17 protein-coding genes are annotated in these 18,617 nt (G+C 67.9%); 10 read left to right on the forward strand and 7 right to left on the reverse strand.

The window, feature by feature from the left end; translation table 11 throughout:
* The first annotated feature begins 1 nt into the window (after position 1).
* Complete coding sequence (locus G7045_RS10545) at positions 2 to 1,417, forward strand: DUF1501 domain-containing protein (RefSeq protein ID WP_240919212.1); 1,416 nt, start codon at positions 2 to 4, stop codon at positions 1,415 to 1,417.
* Here G7045_RS10545 and serS read toward each other — a convergent pair.
* Positions 1,407 to 2,723: a serine--tRNA ligase gene (gene serS / locus G7045_RS10550; RefSeq protein WP_166159595.1), complete on the reverse strand. Its 1,317-nt coding sequence runs from the start codon at positions 2,721 to 2,723 to the stop codon at positions 1,407 to 1,409. The genes G7045_RS10545 and serS overlap by 11 nt on opposite strands.
* A 53-nt stretch (positions 2,724 to 2,776) precedes the next feature.
* Between serS and G7045_RS10555 the strand changes: the two genes are divergently transcribed.
* Positions 2,777 to 3,475 carry an HPP family protein gene (locus G7045_RS10555; protein ID WP_166159596.1) on the forward strand — a complete coding sequence of 233 codons (699 nt, stop codon included), beginning with the start codon at positions 2,777 to 2,779 and terminating at the stop codon, positions 3,473 to 3,475.
* A gap of 91 nt (positions 3,476 to 3,566) precedes the next feature.
* On the opposite strand, the gene ispH is transcribed toward G7045_RS10555, so the two are convergent.
* A complete protein-coding gene (ispH, locus tag G7045_RS10560; RefSeq protein WP_166159597.1) occupies positions 3,567 to 4,514 on the reverse strand; it encodes a 4-hydroxy-3-methylbut-2-enyl diphosphate reductase in 948 nt (315 codons plus the stop codon).
* Positions 4,514 to 4,975, reverse strand: a complete 462-nt coding sequence (locus tag G7045_RS10565; protein ID WP_166159598.1) for a peptidylprolyl isomerase — start codon at positions 4,973 to 4,975, stop codon at positions 4,514 to 4,516. Before G7045_RS10565 ends, ispH begins: the two co-directional genes overlap by 1 nt.
* A gap of 55 nt (positions 4,976 to 5,030) precedes the next feature.
* On the opposite strand from G7045_RS10565, the gene radC reads away from it, so the two are divergent.
* The 5 genes from radC to G7045_RS10590 all read left to right on the forward strand — a co-directional run bounded on the left by radC (position 5,031) and on the right by G7045_RS10590 (position 9,559).
* Positions 5,031 to 5,720 (forward strand): DNA repair protein RadC, encoded by a 690-nt coding sequence (radC, locus tag G7045_RS10570; RefSeq protein WP_166159599.1) that lies wholly within the window; start codon positions 5,031 to 5,033, stop codon positions 5,718 to 5,720.
* Positions 5,717 to 6,898: an esterase-like activity of phytase family protein gene (locus G7045_RS10575; RefSeq protein WP_166159600.1), complete on the forward strand. Its 1,182-nt coding sequence runs from the start codon at positions 5,717 to 5,719 to the stop codon at positions 6,896 to 6,898. The genes radC and G7045_RS10575 overlap by 4 nt, the downstream gene beginning before the upstream one ends.
* Positions 6,895 to 7,557 carry a Smr/MutS family protein gene (locus G7045_RS10580; RefSeq protein ID WP_166159601.1) on the forward strand — a complete coding sequence of 221 codons (663 nt, stop codon included), beginning with the start codon at positions 6,895 to 6,897 and terminating at the stop codon, positions 7,555 to 7,557. Before G7045_RS10575 ends, G7045_RS10580 begins: the two co-directional genes overlap by 4 nt.
* Before the next feature lie 273 nt (positions 7,558 to 7,830).
* Positions 7,831 to 8,187 carry a helix-turn-helix domain-containing protein gene (locus G7045_RS10585; RefSeq protein ID WP_166159602.1) on the forward strand — a complete coding sequence of 119 codons (357 nt, stop codon included), beginning with the start codon at positions 7,831 to 7,833 and terminating at the stop codon, positions 8,185 to 8,187.
* Complete coding sequence (locus G7045_RS10590; protein WP_166159603.1) at positions 8,177 to 9,559, forward strand: type II toxin-antitoxin system HipA family toxin; 1,383 nt, start codon at positions 8,177 to 8,179, stop codon at positions 9,557 to 9,559. The genes G7045_RS10585 and G7045_RS10590 overlap by 11 nt, the downstream gene beginning before the upstream one ends.
* Here G7045_RS10590 and G7045_RS10595 read toward each other — a convergent pair.
* The 4 genes from G7045_RS10595 to fdhD form a co-directional block, all read right to left on the reverse strand.
* Positions 9,549 to 9,980, reverse strand: coding sequence for an EamA family transporter (locus G7045_RS10595; protein WP_166159604.1), 432 nt, complete (start codon positions 9,978 to 9,980; stop codon positions 9,549 to 9,551). The genes G7045_RS10590 and G7045_RS10595 overlap by 11 nt on opposite strands.
* A gap of 87 nt (positions 9,981 to 10,067) precedes the next feature.
* Positions 10,068 to 10,283: a hypothetical protein gene (locus tag G7045_RS10600; RefSeq protein WP_166159605.1), complete on the reverse strand. Its 216-nt coding sequence runs from the start codon at positions 10,281 to 10,283 to the stop codon at positions 10,068 to 10,070.
* A gap of 2 nt (positions 10,284 to 10,285) precedes the next feature.
* Entirely contained in the window at positions 10,286 to 12,808 is a 2,523-nt protein-coding gene (locus G7045_RS10605) for an ABC transporter permease (RefSeq protein ID WP_166159606.1), read from the reverse strand.
* A gap of 61 nt (positions 12,809 to 12,869) precedes the next feature.
* Positions 12,870 to 13,724 (reverse strand): formate dehydrogenase accessory sulfurtransferase FdhD, encoded by an 855-nt coding sequence (gene fdhD, locus G7045_RS10610; RefSeq protein ID WP_240919213.1) that lies wholly within the window; start codon positions 13,722 to 13,724, stop codon positions 12,870 to 12,872.
* A 238-nt stretch (positions 13,725 to 13,962) separates the two neighbouring features.
* Here fdhD and fdnG point away from each other — a divergent pair, with 238 nt between their 5' ends.
* The 3 genes from fdnG to G7045_RS10625 are packed head-to-tail and all read left to right on the forward strand — an operon-like array spanning position 13,963 to position 18,584.
* On the forward strand, positions 13,963 to 17,025 hold the full coding sequence (gene fdnG, locus G7045_RS10615; RefSeq protein WP_166159607.1) for a formate dehydrogenase-N subunit alpha: 3,063 nt from the start codon (positions 13,963 to 13,965) through the stop codon (positions 17,023 to 17,025).
* Between the two features lie 15 nt (positions 17,026 to 17,040).
* The gene (gene fdxH, locus G7045_RS10620) at positions 17,041 to 17,961 is read left to right on the forward strand and encodes a formate dehydrogenase subunit beta (protein WP_166159608.1); all 921 of its coding nucleotides are present in this window, start codon (positions 17,041 to 17,043) and stop codon (positions 17,959 to 17,961) included.
* Positions 17,958 to 18,584 carry a formate dehydrogenase subunit gamma gene (locus G7045_RS10625; protein WP_166159609.1) on the forward strand — a complete coding sequence of 209 codons (627 nt, stop codon included), beginning with the start codon at positions 17,958 to 17,960 and terminating at the stop codon, positions 18,582 to 18,584. The genes fdxH and G7045_RS10625 overlap by 4 nt, the downstream gene beginning before the upstream one ends.
* Positions 18,585 to 18,617: the final 33 nt, after the last annotated feature.

Genomic DNA, 18,617 nt, shown 5'->3' on the forward strand with positions numbered 1-18,617 from the left:
CATGCTGCCCTTCCCCCACCTGCACACGCCCACACAAGCACCCACACAAGCGCCCAACGCCTCACGGCGCAGCTTTTTGCAGCGCGCTGGCCTGCTGTCGGTCGTCGGCAGCGCCGCCCCCTGGGCGCTGTCGCTCTCGGCCATGGCCGAGGCGGCCGCTGCCACGGCGCAAGACTACAAGGCCCTGGTGTGCGTTTTCCTCTACGGTGGCAACGATTACGCCAACACCCTGGTGCCCTACGACCTGGCGAGCTACAACGCCCAGTACGCGCTGCGCAGCAACCTGCGCATCGAGCGCGACGCCCTGGCGCCGCTGCTGCTCACGCCACGCCAGGGGCTCGACGGCGGGCGCCAGTACGCCCTGGCGCCGGGGCTGGAACCGCTGGTGCCGCTGTTCCATGGTGGCCAGATGGCGGTGCTGCTCAACGTCGGCACGCTGGTGCAGCCCACCACGCTGGCGCAGTACCAGGCGCGTTCCGTGCCGCTGCCGCCCAAGCTGTTTTCGCACAACGACCAGCAGTCGTACTGGCAATCAGCCTCCCCCGAAGGGGCCACCTCCGGCTGGGGCGGGCGCATGGGAGATTTTTTTGCCGCCGGCAATGGCAATGCCACTTTCACCAGCATTGGCGTCTCGGGCAACGCGGTGTATCTGTCGGGGCAAAACGCGGCCCAATACCAAGTCACCAGCAATGGCTCCGTCGCCGTTCAGGCCCTGCGCCAACCGCTGCTGGGCAGCAGCACCGGCGCCGCCGTGCTGCAGGCCCTGATGACCAGCCCCCGCAGCCACGTGCTGGAGAACGAATACGTGCGCGTCTGCCAGCGCTCGCTCGATGCCAACGCCCAGCTCACCAGCGCCCTGGCCGGGGTCAGCCTCAGCACCCCTTTCCCCAGCGGAAACAATCTGGCCGACCAGCTCAAGATGGTGGCACGCCTGATTGCGGCGCGCAGCGCGCTGGGGGCCAAGCGGCAGGTGTTCTTTGTCTCCATCGGTGGGTTTGACACGCACGACAGCCTGCTCAAAGTCCACCCCGGCCTGCTGGCCCAGGTCGGCAGCGCCATGGCGGCCTTCTACCAGGCAACGCAGGAGCTGGGGGTGGCGCAGCAGGTGACGAGTTTTACCGCCTCTGACTTTGGGCGCACGCTGGTGAGCAACAGCGACGGCTCCGACCACGGCTGGGGCAGTATGCATTTCGTGCTCGGCGGTGCAGTGCACGGAGCGCAGTTCTACGGCAAGCCCCCGGTGATTGCCAGCGGCGGCCCCGACGACGTCGGCCAGGGCCGGCTGCTGCCCGCATTGGCGGTGGACCAGTACGCCGCCACGCTGGCCCAGTGGATGGGGGTTTCGGCCAGCGACCAGGCGCTGGTGTTGCCCCACCTGGGCCACTACAGCCAGCGCAACCTGGGATTTATGGCGTGAGCTTTTCCAGCCCGCCCATGTAGGGGCGCAACACCTCGGGGATGGTGATGCTGCCGTCGGCCTGCTGGTAGTTCTCCAGCACGGCCACCAGGGTGCGGCCCACGGCCAGACCGGAGCCGTTCAAGGTGTGCACCAGCTCGTTCTTGCCCTGGGCGTTCTTGAAGCGCGCCTGCAGGCGCCGCGCCTGGAAGGCTTCGCAGTTGCTCACCGAGCTGATCTCGCGGTAAGTGCCCTGGGCTGGCAGCCACACTTCGAGGTCGTAGGTTTTGGCGGCGCCAAAGCCCATGTCGCCGGTGCACAGCGCCATCACGCGGTAGGGCAAGCCCAGTTTTTGCAAGATGGCTTCGGCGTGGCCGGTCATTTCTTCGAGTGCGGCGTAGCTGTGCTCGGGGTGCACGATCTGCACCATCTCGACCTTGTCGAACTGGTGCTGGCGGATCATGCCGCGCGTGTCGCGGCCGTAGCTGCCGGCTTCAGAGCGGAAGCACGGCGTGTGCGCCGTCAGCTTGAGCGGCAACTGGGCCTCGGTCAGCAGCACGTCGCGCACGAAGTTGGTCAGCGGCACCTCGCTCGTCGGAATCAGGTACAGCGCGCTGTGGTCTGGCTGGGGCTCGCCTTCCTGGCCGCCTTTTTTGGCGGCAAACAGGTCGCCCTCGAACTTGGGCAGTTGCCCCGTGCCCTTGAGCGACTCGGCATTCACGGCGTAAGGCACGTAGCACTCGGTGTAGCCGTGCTCGGTGGTCTGCACGTCCAGCATGAACTGCGCCAGGGCGCGGTGCAGGCGGGCAATGCCGCCCTTCATGACCGTAAAGCGCGCGCCCGAGAGCTTGACGCCCAGGTCAAAGTCCAGCCCCAGCGCCCCCCCCAGATCGACGTGGTCTTTCACCTCAAAGCCAAATTCCGGCACTTGGCCCCAGCAGCGCACTTGCACGTTGCCGCCCTCGTCGGTGCCCACGGGCACGCTCTCGTGCGGCAGGTTGGGCACGGCCACCAGCATGGCCTGCAGCTCGGCCTGGATCTGCTCCAGACGCGTGGCCGAGCCATCGAGCTCGGTTTTGAGCACGCCCACCTGCGCCTTGGCCGCCTCGGCGCCGTCCTTGTCGCCCTTGCCCATCAACATGCCGATCTGCTTGGACAGCTGGTTGCGCTGCGCCTGCAGCTCCTCGGTGCGCGTCTGCAGCGTTTTGCGCTCGGCTTCCAGGGCCTGGAAGGTGGCCACGTCGAGGAAAGCCTGGGGGGTTTTGCGGGTTTCCAGCCGGGCGATGGCGCTGGCCAGGTCTTTGCGAAGGAGGAGGATATCTAGCATGGGCTCGATTTTAGTGGGCGCTCGCCGATAACATGGCGGCACAGGAGGCAGCGATGTTCTTTGTCTTTGGCCCCGCAGGGCAGGTGTTTCGCGGCAGCGCCGACCAGCTCGGCCAGATCGGGCCGGTGCGGCGCACCCGGCGCGTGCAGGCGCTGCGCACCCACGGCAGCATCGTGCAGCCCCCCGACACCGTCACGCCCGAAGCGAGCGCGCGCCCAGCGCCCGCCCCGCCGTCCCTGCACCAGGACGCCCTCGCCGCCTACACGCAAACCGCGCAGGGCCCGCAGGCGCCGCGCCAGCCCCTGACCCTGGTGCAGGACGTGATGAGCGCGCAGCCGCTGAGCGTGCCGCCCGAGATGATGGTCAACCTCGCCTGGCAACGCCTGGCCGAGCACCAGGTGGGCCAGGCGCCGGTGGTCAACGCCCGGGGCCAGGTGGTGGGCCTGCTGCTGCGCGCCGACATGGCACCACTCGATCTGCTGCCCGAGCCCGGCGCCGTGCAACAGGCCATTGCCCTGGCACGGCGCCCGGTGCACGAGGTCATGATCAGCCCCGTGCCGACGGTCGATGCCCAGGCGCAGCTGCGCCGCGTGGCCCAGGTGCTGCTCGACACCGACCTGCCCGGCCTGCCGGTGACCGATGCCAGCGGCCAGCTGCAGGGCTTCGTCTCGCGCTCGGACATCCTGCGCGCCGTCGCAGGCAACCCGCCGCTGGACCTCTGGAGCGGCGAACCGCCAGCGACTGGATTTTGAAGAAAATGGCCGCCAGCGCTTACCAGACAAGCGCAAGCAGCTATCAATTAAATAGCAATTGAATGGCTACCGAATAGCCACCAGCCCGCCATCAGGCCGTCTCGCCCATCTTCAGCCCCTTGGGTAGGGGGAACTTGAGCGTTTCCTCGATGCCGTCCATCTTGCGCACGGCCACCGCCCCCAGCGCCTTGATGCGCGCAATCACGGCCTGCACCAGCACCTCGGGCGCGGAGGCGCCCGCCGTCAGGCCGACGCGGGCGATGTTGTCAAACCACTCGGGGCGCAGCTCCTCGGCGGAATCGACCATGTAGGCCGGCGTGCCCAGGCGCGCCGCCAGCTCGCGCAGGCGGTTGCTGTTGGAGCTGGTGGGGCTGCCGACGACGATCAGCAAATCCACCTGCGGGCTCAGCAGCTTGACTGCGTCCTGGCGGTTTTGCGTGGCGTAGCAAATGTCCTGCTGCTTGGGCTCGCGGATGCGCGGAAAGCGCGCGCGCACGACGGCGGTGATCTGCGCCGCATCGTCCACGCTGAGCGTGGTTTGCGTCACCACCGCCAATTTTTCGGTCTGCGCCGGCTGCACGCGGGCCACGTCGGCCACGTCTTCCACCAGGTGGATGCCGCCGTCGAGCTGGCCCATGGTGCCTTCGACCTCGGGGTGCCCCTTGTGGCCAATCATGATGAACTCGTAGCCCTCCTTGGCCAGCTTGGCGACCTCGACGTGCACCTTGGTCACCAGCGGGCAGGTGGCATCAAAAATCGTAAAGCCGCGTTCGCGCGCCTCGCGCTGCACGGCCTGGCTCACGCCGTGGGCGGAGAACACCAGCGTTGCGCCCGCCGGCACCTCGGCCAGCTCCTCGATGAAAATCGCGCCCTTGGCCTTGAGGTCGTTGACGACGTAGGTGTTGTGCACGATCTCGTGGCGCACGTAAATGGGCGCACCAAACTTGGCCAGGGCGCGCTCGACGATCTCGATCGCCCGGTCCACCCCGGCGCAAAAGCCGCGCGGTTCGGCCAGCAGGATCTCCTGCGGCGTGTTCATCACAGCACCCCGATGAGCTGCACCTCGAAGGTCACCGGCTGGCCCGCCAGCGGGTGGTTGAAGTCAAACAGCACCGCGCCATCGTCCCGCACCTGCAGCACGGCGCCGGCGTAGCTGCCGGCGCCGTTGGGGGCCGGGAACTCGACCACGTCGCCCACCAGGTACTCCTCGTCGGGGTCGCCAAACTCATTGAGCAGCTTGCGCGCCACCCACTGCTGCATGTCCGGGTTGCGCTCGCCAAACGCCTCGCCGGCGAGCAGGGTGAAGCTCGCGCGCTCGCCCTCGCTCATGCCCAGGAGGCGCTGCTCCATCGCCGGCGAGAGCTCGCCCGTGCCCAGCGACAGCGTCGCCGGCTTGTCGTCAAAAGTGTTGATGACATCGCCCTGCGGGCCCGACAGGCGGTAGTGCAGGGTGAGGAAAGAGCCGTTTTGCACGGTGGCGGGGGCGTTGCTGGTGGTCATGGGAGTCCCTTTAAACTGCCGCGATTCTAAAAAACCGGGGATACCCGTACTGTCCATGCCCCTCAAAGACTTGCCCAAGCAGGCCCAGCCGCGCGAAAAACTCCTCGCGCGCGGCCCCGGCGCGCTCAGCGACGCCGAGCTGCTGGCCCTGCTGCTGCGCACCGGCATCCAGGGCAAGGGCGTGCTGCAGCTGGCGCAGGAGCTGCTCGCGCCGCCCGCCAGCGGCGGCCTGGGCGGCATCGCCGGGCTGCTGCACGCGGGCGCAGCCGAGCTCGCCCGCATCAAGGGCCTGGGCCCGGCCAAGCGCGCCGAGCTGCTGGCCGTGCTCGAACTCGCGCGCCGCGCCCTGGCGCAGCAGCTGCAGGAGCGCCCCGCCCTGGACAGCCCGCAGGCCGTGCGCACCTACCTGCAGCTGCACCTGGCGCACAAGGGGCACGAGGTGTTTGGCGCCCTGTTCCTCGACAGCCAGCACCGCCTGATCGCCTTCGAGGCGCTGTTTCGCGGCACGCTGACGCAAACGAGCGTCTACCCGCGCGAAGTCGTGCTGCACGCGCTGCAGCACCAGGCCAGCGCCCTGGTACTGGCGCACAACCACCCCAGCGGCAACGTCACCCCCAGCAGCGCCGACCAGGCACTGACGCACACCCTGCGGGCCGCGCTGGCGCTGATCGACGTGCGCGTGCTCGACCACGTCATCGTCGCCCCCGGCGCCACCCTGTCCATGGCCGAACAAGGACTGCTATGAAACCACCCCTGCTCGCCAGCGCCCTGCTCGCGCTGCTGGCGGCCTGCGCGCCGCTGCCGCGCCAGGCGCCAGCGCCCACCGCCGCAGCCCCGGCACAGCTGCGCGTGATCGGCGTGCAGACGCTCGACTTTTCCACCCGCTACGCCGACACCCTGGTCGGCGGCCTCTCGGGCATCGACTACGACCCGGTGCAGCAGCGCTACATCGCCATCAGCGACGACCGCGCCACGCACGACCCGGCCCGCGCCTACACCCTGGCGCTGCACTACAGCGCCAGCGCCCTGGAGCCCCCGCGCTGGACCGGCGTGCGCTTTTTGCAGCACGACAGTGGCCAGCGCTTTGCACCGCAGCACCGCGCCATCGACGGCATGGACGTGCCCGACGCCGAAGCCGTGCGCTGGCTGCCCGGCAGCAGCGACTTCCTCTGGAGCAGCGAAGGCGACTTCCGGCGCGGCTTTGGCCCGCAGCTGCGGCGCAGCCGCTGGCACGATGGCAGCGTGCAGCGCCACTACCCACTGCCACAGAGCTTCACCCCCGACCCGCAAAAACGCCAAGGCCCGCGCGCCAACGGCACGCTCGAAGGCATCGCCCTCACGCCCGATGGCCGCAGCGCCTGGCTTGCCATGGAGCTGCCCTGGTGGCAAGACGGCGCCCGCGCCAGCCCGAGCGACCCCGGCGCGCCGGTGCGCCTGACCGCCATCGACCTCGCCAGCGGCGACGCGCTGCGCCAAATCGCCTACCAACCCGACGCCGTGCCGCAGCAGCCCCTGGTGCAGTGGGGCCAGTACCTGCAAGGCGTGAGCGAAATCCTGGCCGACGGCCCGCACCACCTGCTGGTGCTCGAACGCGCCTACAGCCTGGGCCAGGGCTTTCACGCCCGCCTCTACCGCATCGACACGCGCCAGGGCAGCAACACCCTGGCGCTGCCCGCGCTGCGCCCGGGCAACCACGAGGTGGCGCCCAAGACCCTGGTGGCCGACCTGGCCGACCTCGGCCTGGGCAGCATCGACAACCTCGAAGGCATGACCTGGGGCCCGGACCTGCCCGGCGGCGGCTGCGTGCTGATCCTGGTGAGCGACAACAACTTCAACCCCGCGCAGCGCACCCAGTTCATCGCCGCCCAGTACCTGCCGCCGGGCCAAGACCCGGCGCAGTGCCAGCGTATGCCTGCGCCATGAAGCCCGCCCCCCTCACCGCCCACAGCCTGCAGGCGCTGCAGCCCCTGCGCCGCGCCCTGGCAGCGCAGCAAGCCCAGGCGGCCGAACGCGCTGCTGCCGAACGCGCCGCCGCCGCCGCTGCGGCGCGCGAGCGCCAGCTGTTTGCGCACAGCGTCGGCCCGGTGCACACGCTCAAAGGCGAAGCCAACCGCCACCACAGCGCACCGCCAGCGCCCAGCCCCCGCCCCCTGCAGCACGAACTCGACATCGCCCGGGTGCTGCAGGAGGCGATGAGCGATGAGTTTGACGTCAGCACCCTGCTCGACGTGGACGACCAGCTGAGCTTTCGCCGCCCCGGCATCGGCCTGGACGTGACGCGCAAGCTGCGCGCGGGCACCTGGAGCATCCAGCGCCAGCTCGACCTGCACGGCCTGCGCCGCGACGAGGCGCGCGAGGCCCTGGGCCAGTTCATCCGCCTGGCGCACCGCACCGGCCTGCGCTGCGTGCGCATCGTGCACGGCAAGGGCCTGGGCTCGCCCGGCAAGCAACCCGTGCTCAAGGGCCGGGTGCAGTCCTGGCTGGTGCAGAAAAAAGAGGTTCTGGCCTTCGTGCAGGCGCGCCCGGCCGATGGCGGCGCCGGCGCACTGGTGGTGCTGCTGGCGCCGGGGCGCCAGCGCTAAAAAACCAATGAAATAGGCTGCTAGCGCTTATTTATCAAGCGCTAGCAGCTATGCTTTTTATAGTGATTTGAACGTTTGATAGCCCGCTCCCCGTCAACACTTCACGCGCTGCAATCGCCTTGGCTGCTCTTGGGTTTAATAATACATTGACTGCAATTGCAGTCCATAATATAGACAACGACTGTTATTACACACACAATAACCCGTACCACGTTACGGCCCAGCCGCTTCCTGCTGCCTTGCAACGGCGGGCTCCACTCCTGCGGGAAATCCATGAAATATGACGAATCCCTGCGCACGCCTGAAGTCCGCCTGAAAGAGGCAGAGCAGGTGGGCGCCCAGCTGCGCACACTGCGCATTGCGCGCGGCATGACCCAGAGTGAGACGGCAGCGCGCGCTGGTGTTTCGCGCTCCACGGCGGTGCTGCTGGAGCAGGGGGATGAAAGCCGCACGCTCTCGCAGGTTCTGCGCTACTTGCACGCCCTGGAGCCCGGGCTGACCTTGGCTGGCTTGCTGAAAGACCAGTCGGCTGCCGTGCGCGTCTTCAATGAAGCGCCCCGCGTCCAGCGCGTCCACAAGCCCAAGGCAAGCACTGGACGCAAGGCTGAAAAGGACCCGTATGACTTCTGACCGCCACCCCTATGCCCGTCCTCCCCGTGACGTTTTCGTGTTCGCACACGTGGCGGACGAGCATGGCACTGACTTCGTGCCAGCGGGTTCGCTCGAAGGCGCAAACACCACGCAACCGGTTTTTGTCTACGGCAAGCGCTACGTGCAGCGCCCCTACGCAGTCGAGATGGATCCCGTCGCCTTGCCACTGAAGGACGAGGCGGGCGGCGCCAAGCGCTTTGTCTTGGCGGGGCTCACGGAGTTCGGGGGTATCCGCGACGCGGCCCCGGATGCCTGGGGGCGCAGGGTCATTGAGAACAAGCTCAAGGTGGCTGCCAACAAGCTGCCGGAGGTGGCCTATCTCTTGGAAGCGGGCTCAGACCGGGTGGGCGCCTTGGATGTGCGCCCTCAGCGGGACTCCCAGGCTACGGCCCCGGTAGCTGCCGAGATGGACCTGGCACGCCTTCTGGAGGCAGCAGACCGCATCGAGAATGAGGAATACGTCGGGGCAGACCTCGCCATCTACTTCAGCAGCCTTGGCAGCGCTGGCGGCGCGCGTCCCAAGGCCTGCGTGCGCACCGCAGACGGTGTGCTTTGGCTCGCCAAATTCCCATCCAAGTCAGACCGCGCCTGTAACGCTGTCCTCGAAGCTGGTGCATTGGAGCTGGCGCGTGCTGCGGGGCTTCGTGTGCCGCCCGTAGAGGTCAAGCAGGTGGGCGATGCCAAGGTGCTGTTCATCCGGCGATTCGACCGCTACTGGGCAGCGCCTGGGGTCGTGCCTGCCCCCGACAAAGAAAGTTGGGAGCCGTTGGAAGGGCCTAGAGGCCAGCAGTCTATCGAAGGCCGCATAGGTTTTTGCTCGGCGCTCACGCTCATGGGCATGGATGAGCACGAAGCAACACGCAGCTCCTACAAAGCCCTGGCAGAGCAAATGCGTGCCCGCGCGCTTCCCAGGTACCTCGCGCGGGACTTGCGCGAGCTGTTCAAGCGCCAGGCGCTCAACATCTTCGTCACCAACACGGATGACCACTTGCGCAATCACGGCTTCCTGTACCAGGTCGCAGCCAAAGGATGGACCCTCAGTCCACTCTATGACGTGCTCCCCATGAGCGTCGTTGCCCAGGAACGGATGCTGCATTTGGAGGTGGGGGAAAGAGGCAGGCTCGCCACCCTGGACAACATGATGACCCACTGGGCTGTGTACTTTTCGAGCAGGGTGGAGGCGCTGAAGGCGCTGCACGAGGTGTGGTTGGTGGCCCGTGCGTGGAAGCCGTTTTTTGAGCAGTTCGGTGCCTCTCCAAAGGACATGGCATACCTGGAGGGGGCCATTCGGGGGGTGAGCCAAATTGCATCTCCAGCGCTTGAGAAGACGCTACGGGGCTTCAGCGCTTGATCGCCAACACCAGCACCCCTGCCGCCACCAGCGCCACGCCCAGCCACTCGCGCGGGTTCAGGCGTTCGCCCAGAAAGGCCCAGGCGAACAGGGCCACCAGCACCAGGCTGAATTTGTCCACCGGCGCCACCTGCGAGGCGGGCCCCAGCTGCAGGGCGCGGAAGTAGCACACCCACGAGGCGCCCGTGGCCAGGGCCGAGAGCACCAAAAACACCCAGGTGCGCGCGGGCAGCTGCAGCGGGTTGCTCCACTGCCCCGTGCCCAGCACAAACGCCGTCAACACCAGCACGATGACCACGGTGCGCACCAGCATCGCCAGATCGGCGTTGACCCCGGCGATACCCACCTTGGCAAAAATCGCCGTCAGGGCGGCAAACACGGCCGACCAAGCAGCCCAGAAAAACCACGATGCGTTTGACACGGCAAGCTCCCTCTCGCCAACAAATTTGAATCAAAACCGCCTGTAACGCTCATAGAACAAGCGCTAGCAGCTATCAAAACAAGAGCATTAACGCCGCTCCAGCGTCTGCTCCCAGTCGGGGTTGGGCGCGCCCTGGCCGGCGCGCTGCTGGTGGCGCGAGTTGGCGCGCCAGATGCCGCCGGCCCAGCCGCATTCGGGCTGCTGGCTGTACCAGAACCACTGGCCGTCGGCGTCCTGCGCCAGCCAGTCAAAACCTTCGGGGGCCTGTGGCCAGGCGGGTTTGCCGTTGTTTTGGGTGTCCATCGTTATTCCTGTAGCGCCTGGCGCAGCGTCTGCACCACGGGGCGGCGCAGCACGCCGCGCAGGCCCCACCAGCCGGCGAGCAGCGCCAGCAGCGCACCCGCCAGGCTGCCGGCCAAGGGCACCCAGGGGCGCACCGTCCAGGCAAAGTCAAATACGTAGTGCGCCAGCAGCCAGCCGATGAGCACGGCCACGCTGCTGGCCAGGGCGCCAGCGAGCAGGCCCACGCCGGCGAGTTCGGCGCGCTGCACCTGGCGCAGCAGGCGGGCCCGGGCCCCCATGGCGCGCATGATGGCGAACTCGCGCGCGCGCTGCTCGCGCGTGGCGGCCACGCTGGCAAACAGCACCACCAGGCCCGCCGCGAGCGTGAAGGCGAACAAAAATTCGACCGCCCGCACCACCTGCGCCAGCACCGTCTGCAGCTGCGCCACGGTGGCGCCCATATCGACGTTGGTGACGTTGGGAAAGCGTTGCACCAGGGCGTTGTCAAACCCCGGCTGCATGGGCGCGCGGTAGGCGGCAAGGTAGGTGGCGGGCACTTCGGGCATGGCGGCGAGCGGGTACATGACGAAGAAGTTGGCGTGCAGCGAGCTCCAATCGACCTTGCGCAAGCTGGTGATGCGCGCCTCGCTGGTCACGCCGGCAACGTCAAAGCGCAGCCGGTCGCCCAGGTGCAGGCCCAGGGTTTTGGCAATGCCCTCCTCCACGCTCACGGCGCCGGCCTCGCCCGCCTGCCAGGCGCCGGCAACGACCTGGTTGTGCGCCGGCGCCTGCGCGGCGTAGGAGAGGTTGAACTCGCGCTCGACCAGGCCCCGGGCGCGCTCGTCGGCGTAGTCCTGCGGGCCGATGGCGCGGTCGTTCACGGCCACCAGCCGGCCCCGGAACATGGGGTACCAGTCGTACTGCGCCACGCCCGAGCGCTCCAGCTGCTGGCGAAAGTCCTGCGCCTGGTCGGGCTGGATGTTGATGACGAAGCGGTTGGGCGCGTCCGCTGGCGTGGCCTGCTGCCAGCTGGCGATGAGGTCGGTGCGCAGCAGCACCAGCAGCACCAGCGCCAACAGACCCAGCGCCAGGCTCACGACCTGCACCACGGCGTAGCCCTGGCGCGCGGCGAGCTGGCGCGTGGCCAGCACCAACCAGGGCGGCGCCGTGGCCTCGGGCACGCTGCGCCGCAGCAGGCGCAGCGCCACCCAGGCGAGCAGGGCGAACAGCAGCGCGGCGCCGGCAAAGCCGCCGACGGCGATCAGGCCCAGGCGCAGGTCGCGGCTCACGGCCAGCAGCAGGGCGCCAAAACCAGCCAGGCCCAGCACCACAGTGGCGAACGACGCGGGCCGCAGCGCGCCCAGGTCGCGCCGCAGCACGCGCAGCGGCGGCACCTGCGCCAGCTGCAGCATGGGCGGCAGGCCAAAGGCGAGCAGCAGCGTCATGCCCACGCCCAGGCCCAGCAGCAGCGGCCAGGCGCTGGGCGGGGGCAGGCCCTCGGGCACCAGGCCGGCGAGCAGCAGGGCAAAGCCAAAGTGCACGCCGTAGCCCAGCAGCAGGCCCAGGCTGCTGGCGAGCAGGCCAACGCCGGCAAATTCGAGTGCGTAGGCGCCAGCGATGCGCCGCTGCGCCAGGCCGAGCACGCGCAGCAGGGCGGCGCTGTCGAGGTGTTCATTGGCAAAGCCGCGCGCCGCCAGCGCCACGGCCACGGCCGAGAGCAGCGCCGCCAGCAGCGCCACCAGGTTCAGGAATTGCTGCGCGCGTTCGAGCGTCTGGCGCATTTCCGGGCGGCCGGTATCGAGCGTTTCCAGGCGCAGGCCGCGCAGGCCACTGCCCTCGATCTCGGCCTGCGCCCAGCGGCTGTAGCGCTGCACGGCGGCAGCCTCGCCGGCCACGGCGAAGCGGTAGCCGATGCGGCTGGCGGGCTGCACCAGGGCGGTGGCGGCCAGGTCGTGCGCGTTGAGCAGCACGCGCGGGGCAAAGCTGAGCACGCCCGCGCCCCGGTCCGGTTCAAAGGTGAGGATGCGCGCCACGCGCAGGCGGGCGTCGCCCAGCAGCAGCGCGTCGCCCACAGCCAGGCCCAGGGCCTGCAGCAGGGCGGCATCGACCCAGACCTCGCCCGGGGCGGGAATGGTGTCGGTCGGCTGGCCCGGCGCCTCGGCGCTGGCGGCCACCTGCAGGCGCCCGCGCAGCGGGTAGCCCGGGGCCACGCTCTTGAGCGCCACCAGGCGGCTGGCGCCGCCCTGCGCCTCGGGCGCGCGCGCCATGGTGGGAAAGCCCAGCGTGCTGCTGCTGCGCAGACCCAGGCGGGCGGCCTCGGCGCTGAAGGCGGCGGGCGTGGGCTGGTCGCTGGCGAGCACGGCGTCGCCGCCGAGCAGCTGGCGGGCGTCGCGCGCCAGGGCGCCTTGCAGGCGGTCGGCAAAAAAACCCACCGCCGTCAGCGCCGCCACGGCCAGGGTCACGGCCACCAGCACCAGGCGCAGCTGGCCAGCGCGCAGATCGCGCCAGAGGTTGCGCCAGGCAAGGTGCAAGATCGAGGGGTTCATGGTGTTTTATGGCTCCAGCGCTTACCAGGCAAGCGTGAACAGCTATGAATTAAATAGCAAATCAAACGTAGCGCAATGCCGTCGGCGGGCGGCACAGGGCCCACAGCTGCATTCGGGCTTCGCGCGCGAGCTGCAGCGCCAGCGCCGTGGGGGCGGAGATGGTGGCAAAGACGGGTACCTGCAGCCGCGCCGATTTGCGCACCAGCTCATAGCTGGTGCGGCTGGTCATGACGACGAAGCCGGGCTCGCCCAGGCGGCCGCTGCGCGCCAGGCGGCCAAAGAGTTTGTCGAGCGCGTTGTGCCGGCCCACGTCTTCGAGCACCTCGGTCAACTCGCCCGCCGGCGTGGCCCAGCCGGCGGCGTGCAGCGAGCCGGCGTGGGCGTTGAGCGCCTGGCGCGAGGCCAGGGTGGCAAACGGGCGCAAGATGGTGGCGCCGTCGAGCGCCGCGCACCAGGGGGCGGGCGCCAGCGGCGGCGGGTGCAGGTCCAGGGCCTGCAGGCTGTCGATGCCGCAGACGCCGCAGCCGGTGCGCCCGGCCAGGGTGCGCCGGCGGTCTTTGAGGCGCATGAAGTGGCGCGGCGCGATCTCCAGGTGCACGGCGTAGCTGGCGTCGGGCGTGCCCGGGGCGTGCGCCTGCAGCTGCAGGTCGCGGCAGTCGCCGGGCTGCTCGACGATGCCTTCGCTGAGCGCAAAGCCAATCGCAAAGTCTTCCAGGTCCTGCGGCGTGGCCATCATCACGGCGTGCGAGATGCCGTTGAACACGAGTGCCACCGGCACCTCGGCGGCCACGTCGCAGGCCAGTTCTGGCGCCTGCAGCTGCGCGCCCTGCCAGTGCTGCACCGCCACGCTCGACAGCGGTGCCCCCGCCGGCGCAGCGCCGGCCAGGCGGCAGGCCGCATCAGGTATTTCATTCATCCACATGCGCGCACCATACCAGCGCCTTGCACAGAGTTTGCTTTGGCGCAACAACTATGCGGCCTACCAGTCGGGTATCGGCGCGGCATCAGGTTCACGTCAGTCCGGTGTGCCTATGATCCGCGCCTTTTGCAAAAACCGGGGCCACGCCCTTGCGCGTAATCCCTGTAGCCCCAGCCCCGACATGCCACGAACATGCCGGGGCACATAACAAGCACCCACGATAGGAGGTTCCTTCATGGACATGAACCGCCGGCACTTCTTCCGCATGAGCGGAGCGGGCCTGGTGGGCTCAAGCCTGGTGGCGCTGGGCTTTTCGCCCGCCACCGCCTTGGCCGAAGTGCGCCAGTACAAACTGGCCGCCACCAAAGTCACGCGCCAAACCTGCACCTATTGCTCCGTCGGCTGCGGCCTGCTGATGCATTCGCTCGGTGATGGTTTGAACGTCAAATCCAAGCTCATCCACGTCGAGGGCGACCCGGACCACCCGGTCAACCGGGGCACGTTGTGCCCCAAGGGCGCGGGCCTGCTGGACTTCGTCAACAGCCCCAACCGCCTGCAGTACCCCGAGTACCGCGCCCCCGGCTCGACCGAGTGGAAGCGCATGGGCTGGGACGACGCGCTCACCCGCATCGCCAGCTTGATGAAGCAAGACCGTGACGCCAACTTCCAGGCCAAGACGGATGATGGCCTCACGGTCAACCGCTGGCTCACCACCGGCATGTTGGCCGCCTCGGCCGCCAGCAACGAGGCTGGCTACATCACCTACAAGGTCGCCCGCTCCTGGGGCATCCTCGCGTTCGACAACCAAGCCCGTGTCTGACACGGCCCGACGGTGGCAGGTCTTGCCCCGACGTTTGGCCGTGGTGCGATGACGAACCATTGGGTCGACATCAAGAACGCGGACGTTATTTTGATCATGGGCGGCAACGCCGCCGAAGCGCACCCCTGCGGCTTCAAGTGGGTGACCGAAGCGAAGGCGCACAACAAGGCGCACTTCATGGTGGTCGATCCGCGCTTTAACCGCTCGGCAGCCCTGGCCGATTTCTACGCCCCGATCCGTTCGGGCTCAGACATCGTGTTCCTCGGCGGCATCATCAATTACCTGCTGACGCACGACAAAATCCACCACGAGTACGTGCACAACTACACGGACTTCAGCTTCATCGTGCGCGATGACTTTGAATTCGTGGACGGCATCTTCTCGGGCTACAACGAGGAAAAGCGCCAGTACGACAAAAAGAGCTGGGACTACGAGCTGGGCGAAGACGGTTTCGTCAAGACCGATGCCACGCTACAGCACCCGCGCTGCGTCTACCAGCTGCTCAAAAAGCACTACGAGGGCTACACCCCGGAGAAGGTCGAGAGCGCCTGCGGCACGCCCAAAGACAAGTTCCTGCACGTATGCGAACAGTTCGCCAGCACGGCCGTCGCCGGGCGCGCGGCCACCATCATGTACGCGCTGGGCTGGACGCAGCACTCGATCGGCGCGCAGATTCTGCGCTGCGCCGCCATGGTGCAGCTTCTGTGCGGCAACATCGGCGTCGCCGGCGGCGGCATGAACGCGCTGCGCGGGCACTCCAACATCCAGGGCCTGACCGACCTGGGGTTGATGAGCAACACCCAGCCGGGCTACCTCACGCTGCCGGGCGAGAAGGAGCAGGACTACGGCGCCTACATCGCCGCGCGCACGCAAAAGCCGCTGCGCGCGGGCCAGATGAGCTACTGGCAGAACTACGGCAAGTTCCACGTCAGCCTGATGAAGTCGCTCTTTGGCAAGGCGGCCACGGCGCAGAACAACTGGGCGTTTGACTACCTGCCCAAGCTCGACAAGCAGTACGACATGCTGCAAGTCTTCCAGCTCATGAACGAGGGCAAGGTCAACGGCTACATCGCGCAGGGCTTCAACCCCATCGCCTCGCTGGCCAACAGCGTGCGCGTGCGCGACGGCCTGTCCAAGCTCAAGTTCCTGGTCGTCATGGACCCGCTGGCGACCGAGACGTCCGAGTTCTGGAAGAACTACGGCGAGTTCAACGACGTCAAGACCGAGGACATCCAGACCGAAGTCTTTCGCCTGCCCACCACCTGCTTTGCCGAGGAAGAGGGCGCCGTCGTCAGCTCCTCGCGCGTGCTGCAGTGGCACTGGAAGGCGGCCGAGCCCCCGGGCGAGGCCAAGACCGACGTCGCCATCATGGCCGCGCTGCACCACCGCCTCAAAGCCTTGTACGAGAAGGACGGCGGCGCCTTCCCCGACCCCATCGTGAACCTGGACTGGAAGTACTCCGAAGCCGAGCACCCCAGCTCGGAGGAAATCGCCAAGGAGTACAACGGCAAGGCTTTGGTCGATCTGCTCGACCCCAAGGACCCGGCCAAGGTGCTGCGCCCGGCGGGCCAGCAGGTCAGCGGCTTTGGCGAGCTGCGCGACGACGGCTCCACCGCCTGCGGCTGCTGGATTTACGCCGGCGCCTGGACACAGGCGGGCAACCAGATGGCGCGGCGCGACAATTCCGACCCCACCGGCATCGGCAATACGCTGAACTGGGCCTGGGCCTGGCCGGCCAACCGCCGCGTGCTCTACAACCGTGCCTCGGCCGACGTGCAGGGCAAGGCCTTCAACCCCCGGCGCAAGCTGGTGGAGTGGAACGGCAAGAGCTGGGGCGGCGCCGACGTGCCCGACATGGGGCTGACGCTGGCGCCCGAGACCGGCGCCGGGCCGTTCATCATGACGCCCGAGGGCGTGGCGCGCTTCTTTGCGCGCAAGGGCCTGAACGAAGGGCCCTTCCCCACGCACTACGAGCCGTTTGATACGCCGCTGGGCTACAACCCGATGTACCCGGAGAACCCGAAGGCGACCTCGTCGCCGGCGGCGCGCGTGTTCAAGCACATCTGGGAAACATTTGGCAGCGCCAAGGACTACCCGCATGTCGGCACCACGTACCGCCTGACGGAGCATTTCCACTACTGGACCAAGCACTCGCTGCTCAACGCCACCACCCAACCCGAGCAGTTCGTCGAAATCGGCGAGGCCCTGGCCAAGGAGATGGGCATCGTGGCGGGCGACAAGGTCAAAGTCAGCTCCAAGCGCGGCACCATCAAGGCCGTGGCGGTGGTCACCAAGCGCATCAAGCCGATGCAGATCGAGGGCCGTGCCATCCACCACGTCGGCATCCCCATCCACTGGGGCTTCAAGGGTGTGACCAAGCCGGGCTACCTGGCGAACACGCTCACGCCGTTTGTGGGCGACGGCAACACCAACACGCCGGAGTTCAAGTCCTTCCTCGTGAAGGTCGAGAAGGCATAAGGAAAGGCGTACACGATGTCATTGCAATCCCTCGATATCAAGCGCCTGTCGGCCACGACCACGCCTGCGCCGCAGGCGCGCTCGGCCCCAGCCGGCGAAGTCGCCAAGCTGATCGACGTCTCCAAGTGCATAGGCTGCAAAGCCTGCCAGACGGCCTGCCAGGAATGGAACGAGTTGCGCCAGGAGCCCGGTACCAACCACGGCACCTACGCCAACCCCAACGACCTGAGCGCCAACTCGTGGACCGTCATGCGCTACCACGAGCACGACAACGAGCAGACCGGCAACCTCGAATGGCTGATCCGCAAGGACGGCTGTATGCACTGCGAGGACCCGGGCTGCTTGAAAGCCTGTCCCTCGCCCGGCGCCATCGTGCAGTACGCCAACGGCATCGTGGACTTCCATGAGGAGAAGTGCATCGGCTGCGGCTACTGCGTCACCGGCTGCCCGTTCAACGTGCCGCGCATTTCGCAAAAGGACCAAAAAGCCTACAAGTGCACGCTGTGCTCGGACCGCGTCGCCGTCGGCCAGGAGCCCGCCTGCGTCAAGACCTGCCCCACCGGCGCCATCGTCTTTGGCACCAAGAAGGCCATGCTCGACCACGCCGAGACGCGCATCACCGACCTCAAGGAACGCGGCTACGCCCAGGCCGGGCTGTACAACCCGGCGGGCGTGGGCGGCACGCACGTCATGTACGTGCTGCACCACGCCGACCAGCCGCAGCTCTACAGCGGCCTGCCCGCCGACCCGCAGGTGAGCAACGCCGTGCGCCTGTGGAAGGGCGTCTCCAAGCCGCTGGCCATGGCAGCGCTGGGCGCTGCCGCGCTCGGTGGGCTGTTCCACTACATCACCAAAGGCCCCAACGACGTTTCCAGGGAACTGGAAAAAGAGATGGAAGAGCAAGACCGCCAAGCTGAAAAGGAGGGCCAGCCATGAGACGCAACCCCCGCGACCTGCAGCGCTACAACGCCAGCGAGCGCGCCAACCACTGGCTGGTGGGCATCTGCTTCATCCTGCTCGCGCTCTCGGGCCTGGCGTTTTTCCACCCGGCGCTGTTTCCACTCACGCAGCTCTTTGGCGGCGGGCCCTGGACGCGCATCCTGCACCCGTACATCGGCGTCGTCATGGCGCTGGCGTTCGTGAGTATGTTCTTTCGCTTCTGGCGCCTGAACATCATCGAGGCGCGCGACAAGGAGTGGCTCAAAAACGTCAACAAGATGATCGACGGCAACGACCACGACATGCCCGAACAGGGCAAGTACAACGGCGGCCAGAAAGTCCTGTTCTGGGCCCTGGTGCTGTGCATGGTGGCGCTGAGCTGCTCGGGCGTTCTCATGTGGCGCGCCTGGTGGACGCCGCCCATCGCCCTGGCGCGCCTGGGCTCGCTCGTGCACGCCGGCGCCGCCGTGGGCATGATCGGCCTCATCATCATGCATGTCTACGCCGCCATTTGGACGCGTGGCACCATCCGCGCCATGATGTACGGCACCGTCACCCGCGCCTGGGCCAAGCAGCACCACCGGGGCTGGTACCGCAAGGTCACCGGGGATAACCGCTAACCGCGACCCTCGCCCCACCCGCCTGCCGCCGGT

The organism is Acidovorax sp. HDW3 (genome assembly GCF_011303755.1).
GTDB lineage: Bacteria > Pseudomonadota > Gammaproteobacteria > Burkholderiales > Burkholderiaceae_C > Paenacidovorax.

Coding starts and splice junctions, on each gene's coding strand:
- serS (WP_166159595.1), bottom strand. CDS start 2,723: ATGCTAGATATCCTCCTCCTTCGCAAAGACCTGGCCAGCGCCATCGCC.
- fdxH (WP_166159608.1), top strand. CDS start 17,041: ATGTCATTGCAATCCCTCGATATCAAGCGCCTGTCGGCCACGACCACG.
- fdhD (WP_240919213.1), bottom strand. CDS start 13,724: ATGAATGAAATACCTGATGCGGCCTGCCGCCTGGCCGGCGCTGCGCCG.
- G7045_RS10565 (WP_166159598.1), bottom strand. CDS start 4,975: ATGACCACCAGCAACGCCCCCGCCACCGTGCAAAACGGCTCTTTCCTC.
- G7045_RS10605 (WP_166159606.1), bottom strand. CDS start 12,808: ATGAACCCCTCGATCTTGCACCTTGCCTGGCGCAACCTCTGGCGCGAT.
- G7045_RS10585 (WP_166159602.1), top strand. CDS start 7,831: ATGAAATATGACGAATCCCTGCGCACGCCTGAAGTCCGCCTGAAAGAG.
- G7045_RS10600 (WP_166159605.1), bottom strand. CDS start 10,283: ATGGACACCCAAAACAACGGCAAACCCGCCTGGCCACAGGCCCCCGAA.
- G7045_RS10575 (WP_166159600.1), top strand. CDS start 5,717: ATGAAACCACCCCTGCTCGCCAGCGCCCTGCTCGCGCTGCTGGCGGCC.
- G7045_RS10625 (WP_166159609.1), top strand. CDS start 17,958: ATGAGACGCAACCCCCGCGACCTGCAGCGCTACAACGCCAGCGAGCGC.
- G7045_RS10580 (WP_166159601.1), top strand. CDS start 6,895: ATGAAGCCCGCCCCCCTCACCGCCCACAGCCTGCAGGCGCTGCAGCCC.
- G7045_RS10555 (WP_166159596.1), top strand. CDS start 2,777: ATGTTCTTTGTCTTTGGCCCCGCAGGGCAGGTGTTTCGCGGCAGCGCC.
- G7045_RS10590 (WP_166159603.1), top strand. CDS start 8,177: ATGACTTCTGACCGCCACCCCTATGCCCGTCCTCCCCGTGACGTTTTC.
- ispH (WP_166159597.1), bottom strand. CDS start 4,514: ATGAACACGCCGCAGGAGATCCTGCTGGCCGAACCGCGCGGCTTTTGC.
- radC (WP_166159599.1), top strand. CDS start 5,031: ATGCCCCTCAAAGACTTGCCCAAGCAGGCCCAGCCGCGCGAAAAACTC.
- G7045_RS10545 (WP_240919212.1), top strand. CDS start 2: ATGCTGCCCTTCCCCCACCTGCACACGCCCACACAAGCACCCACACAA.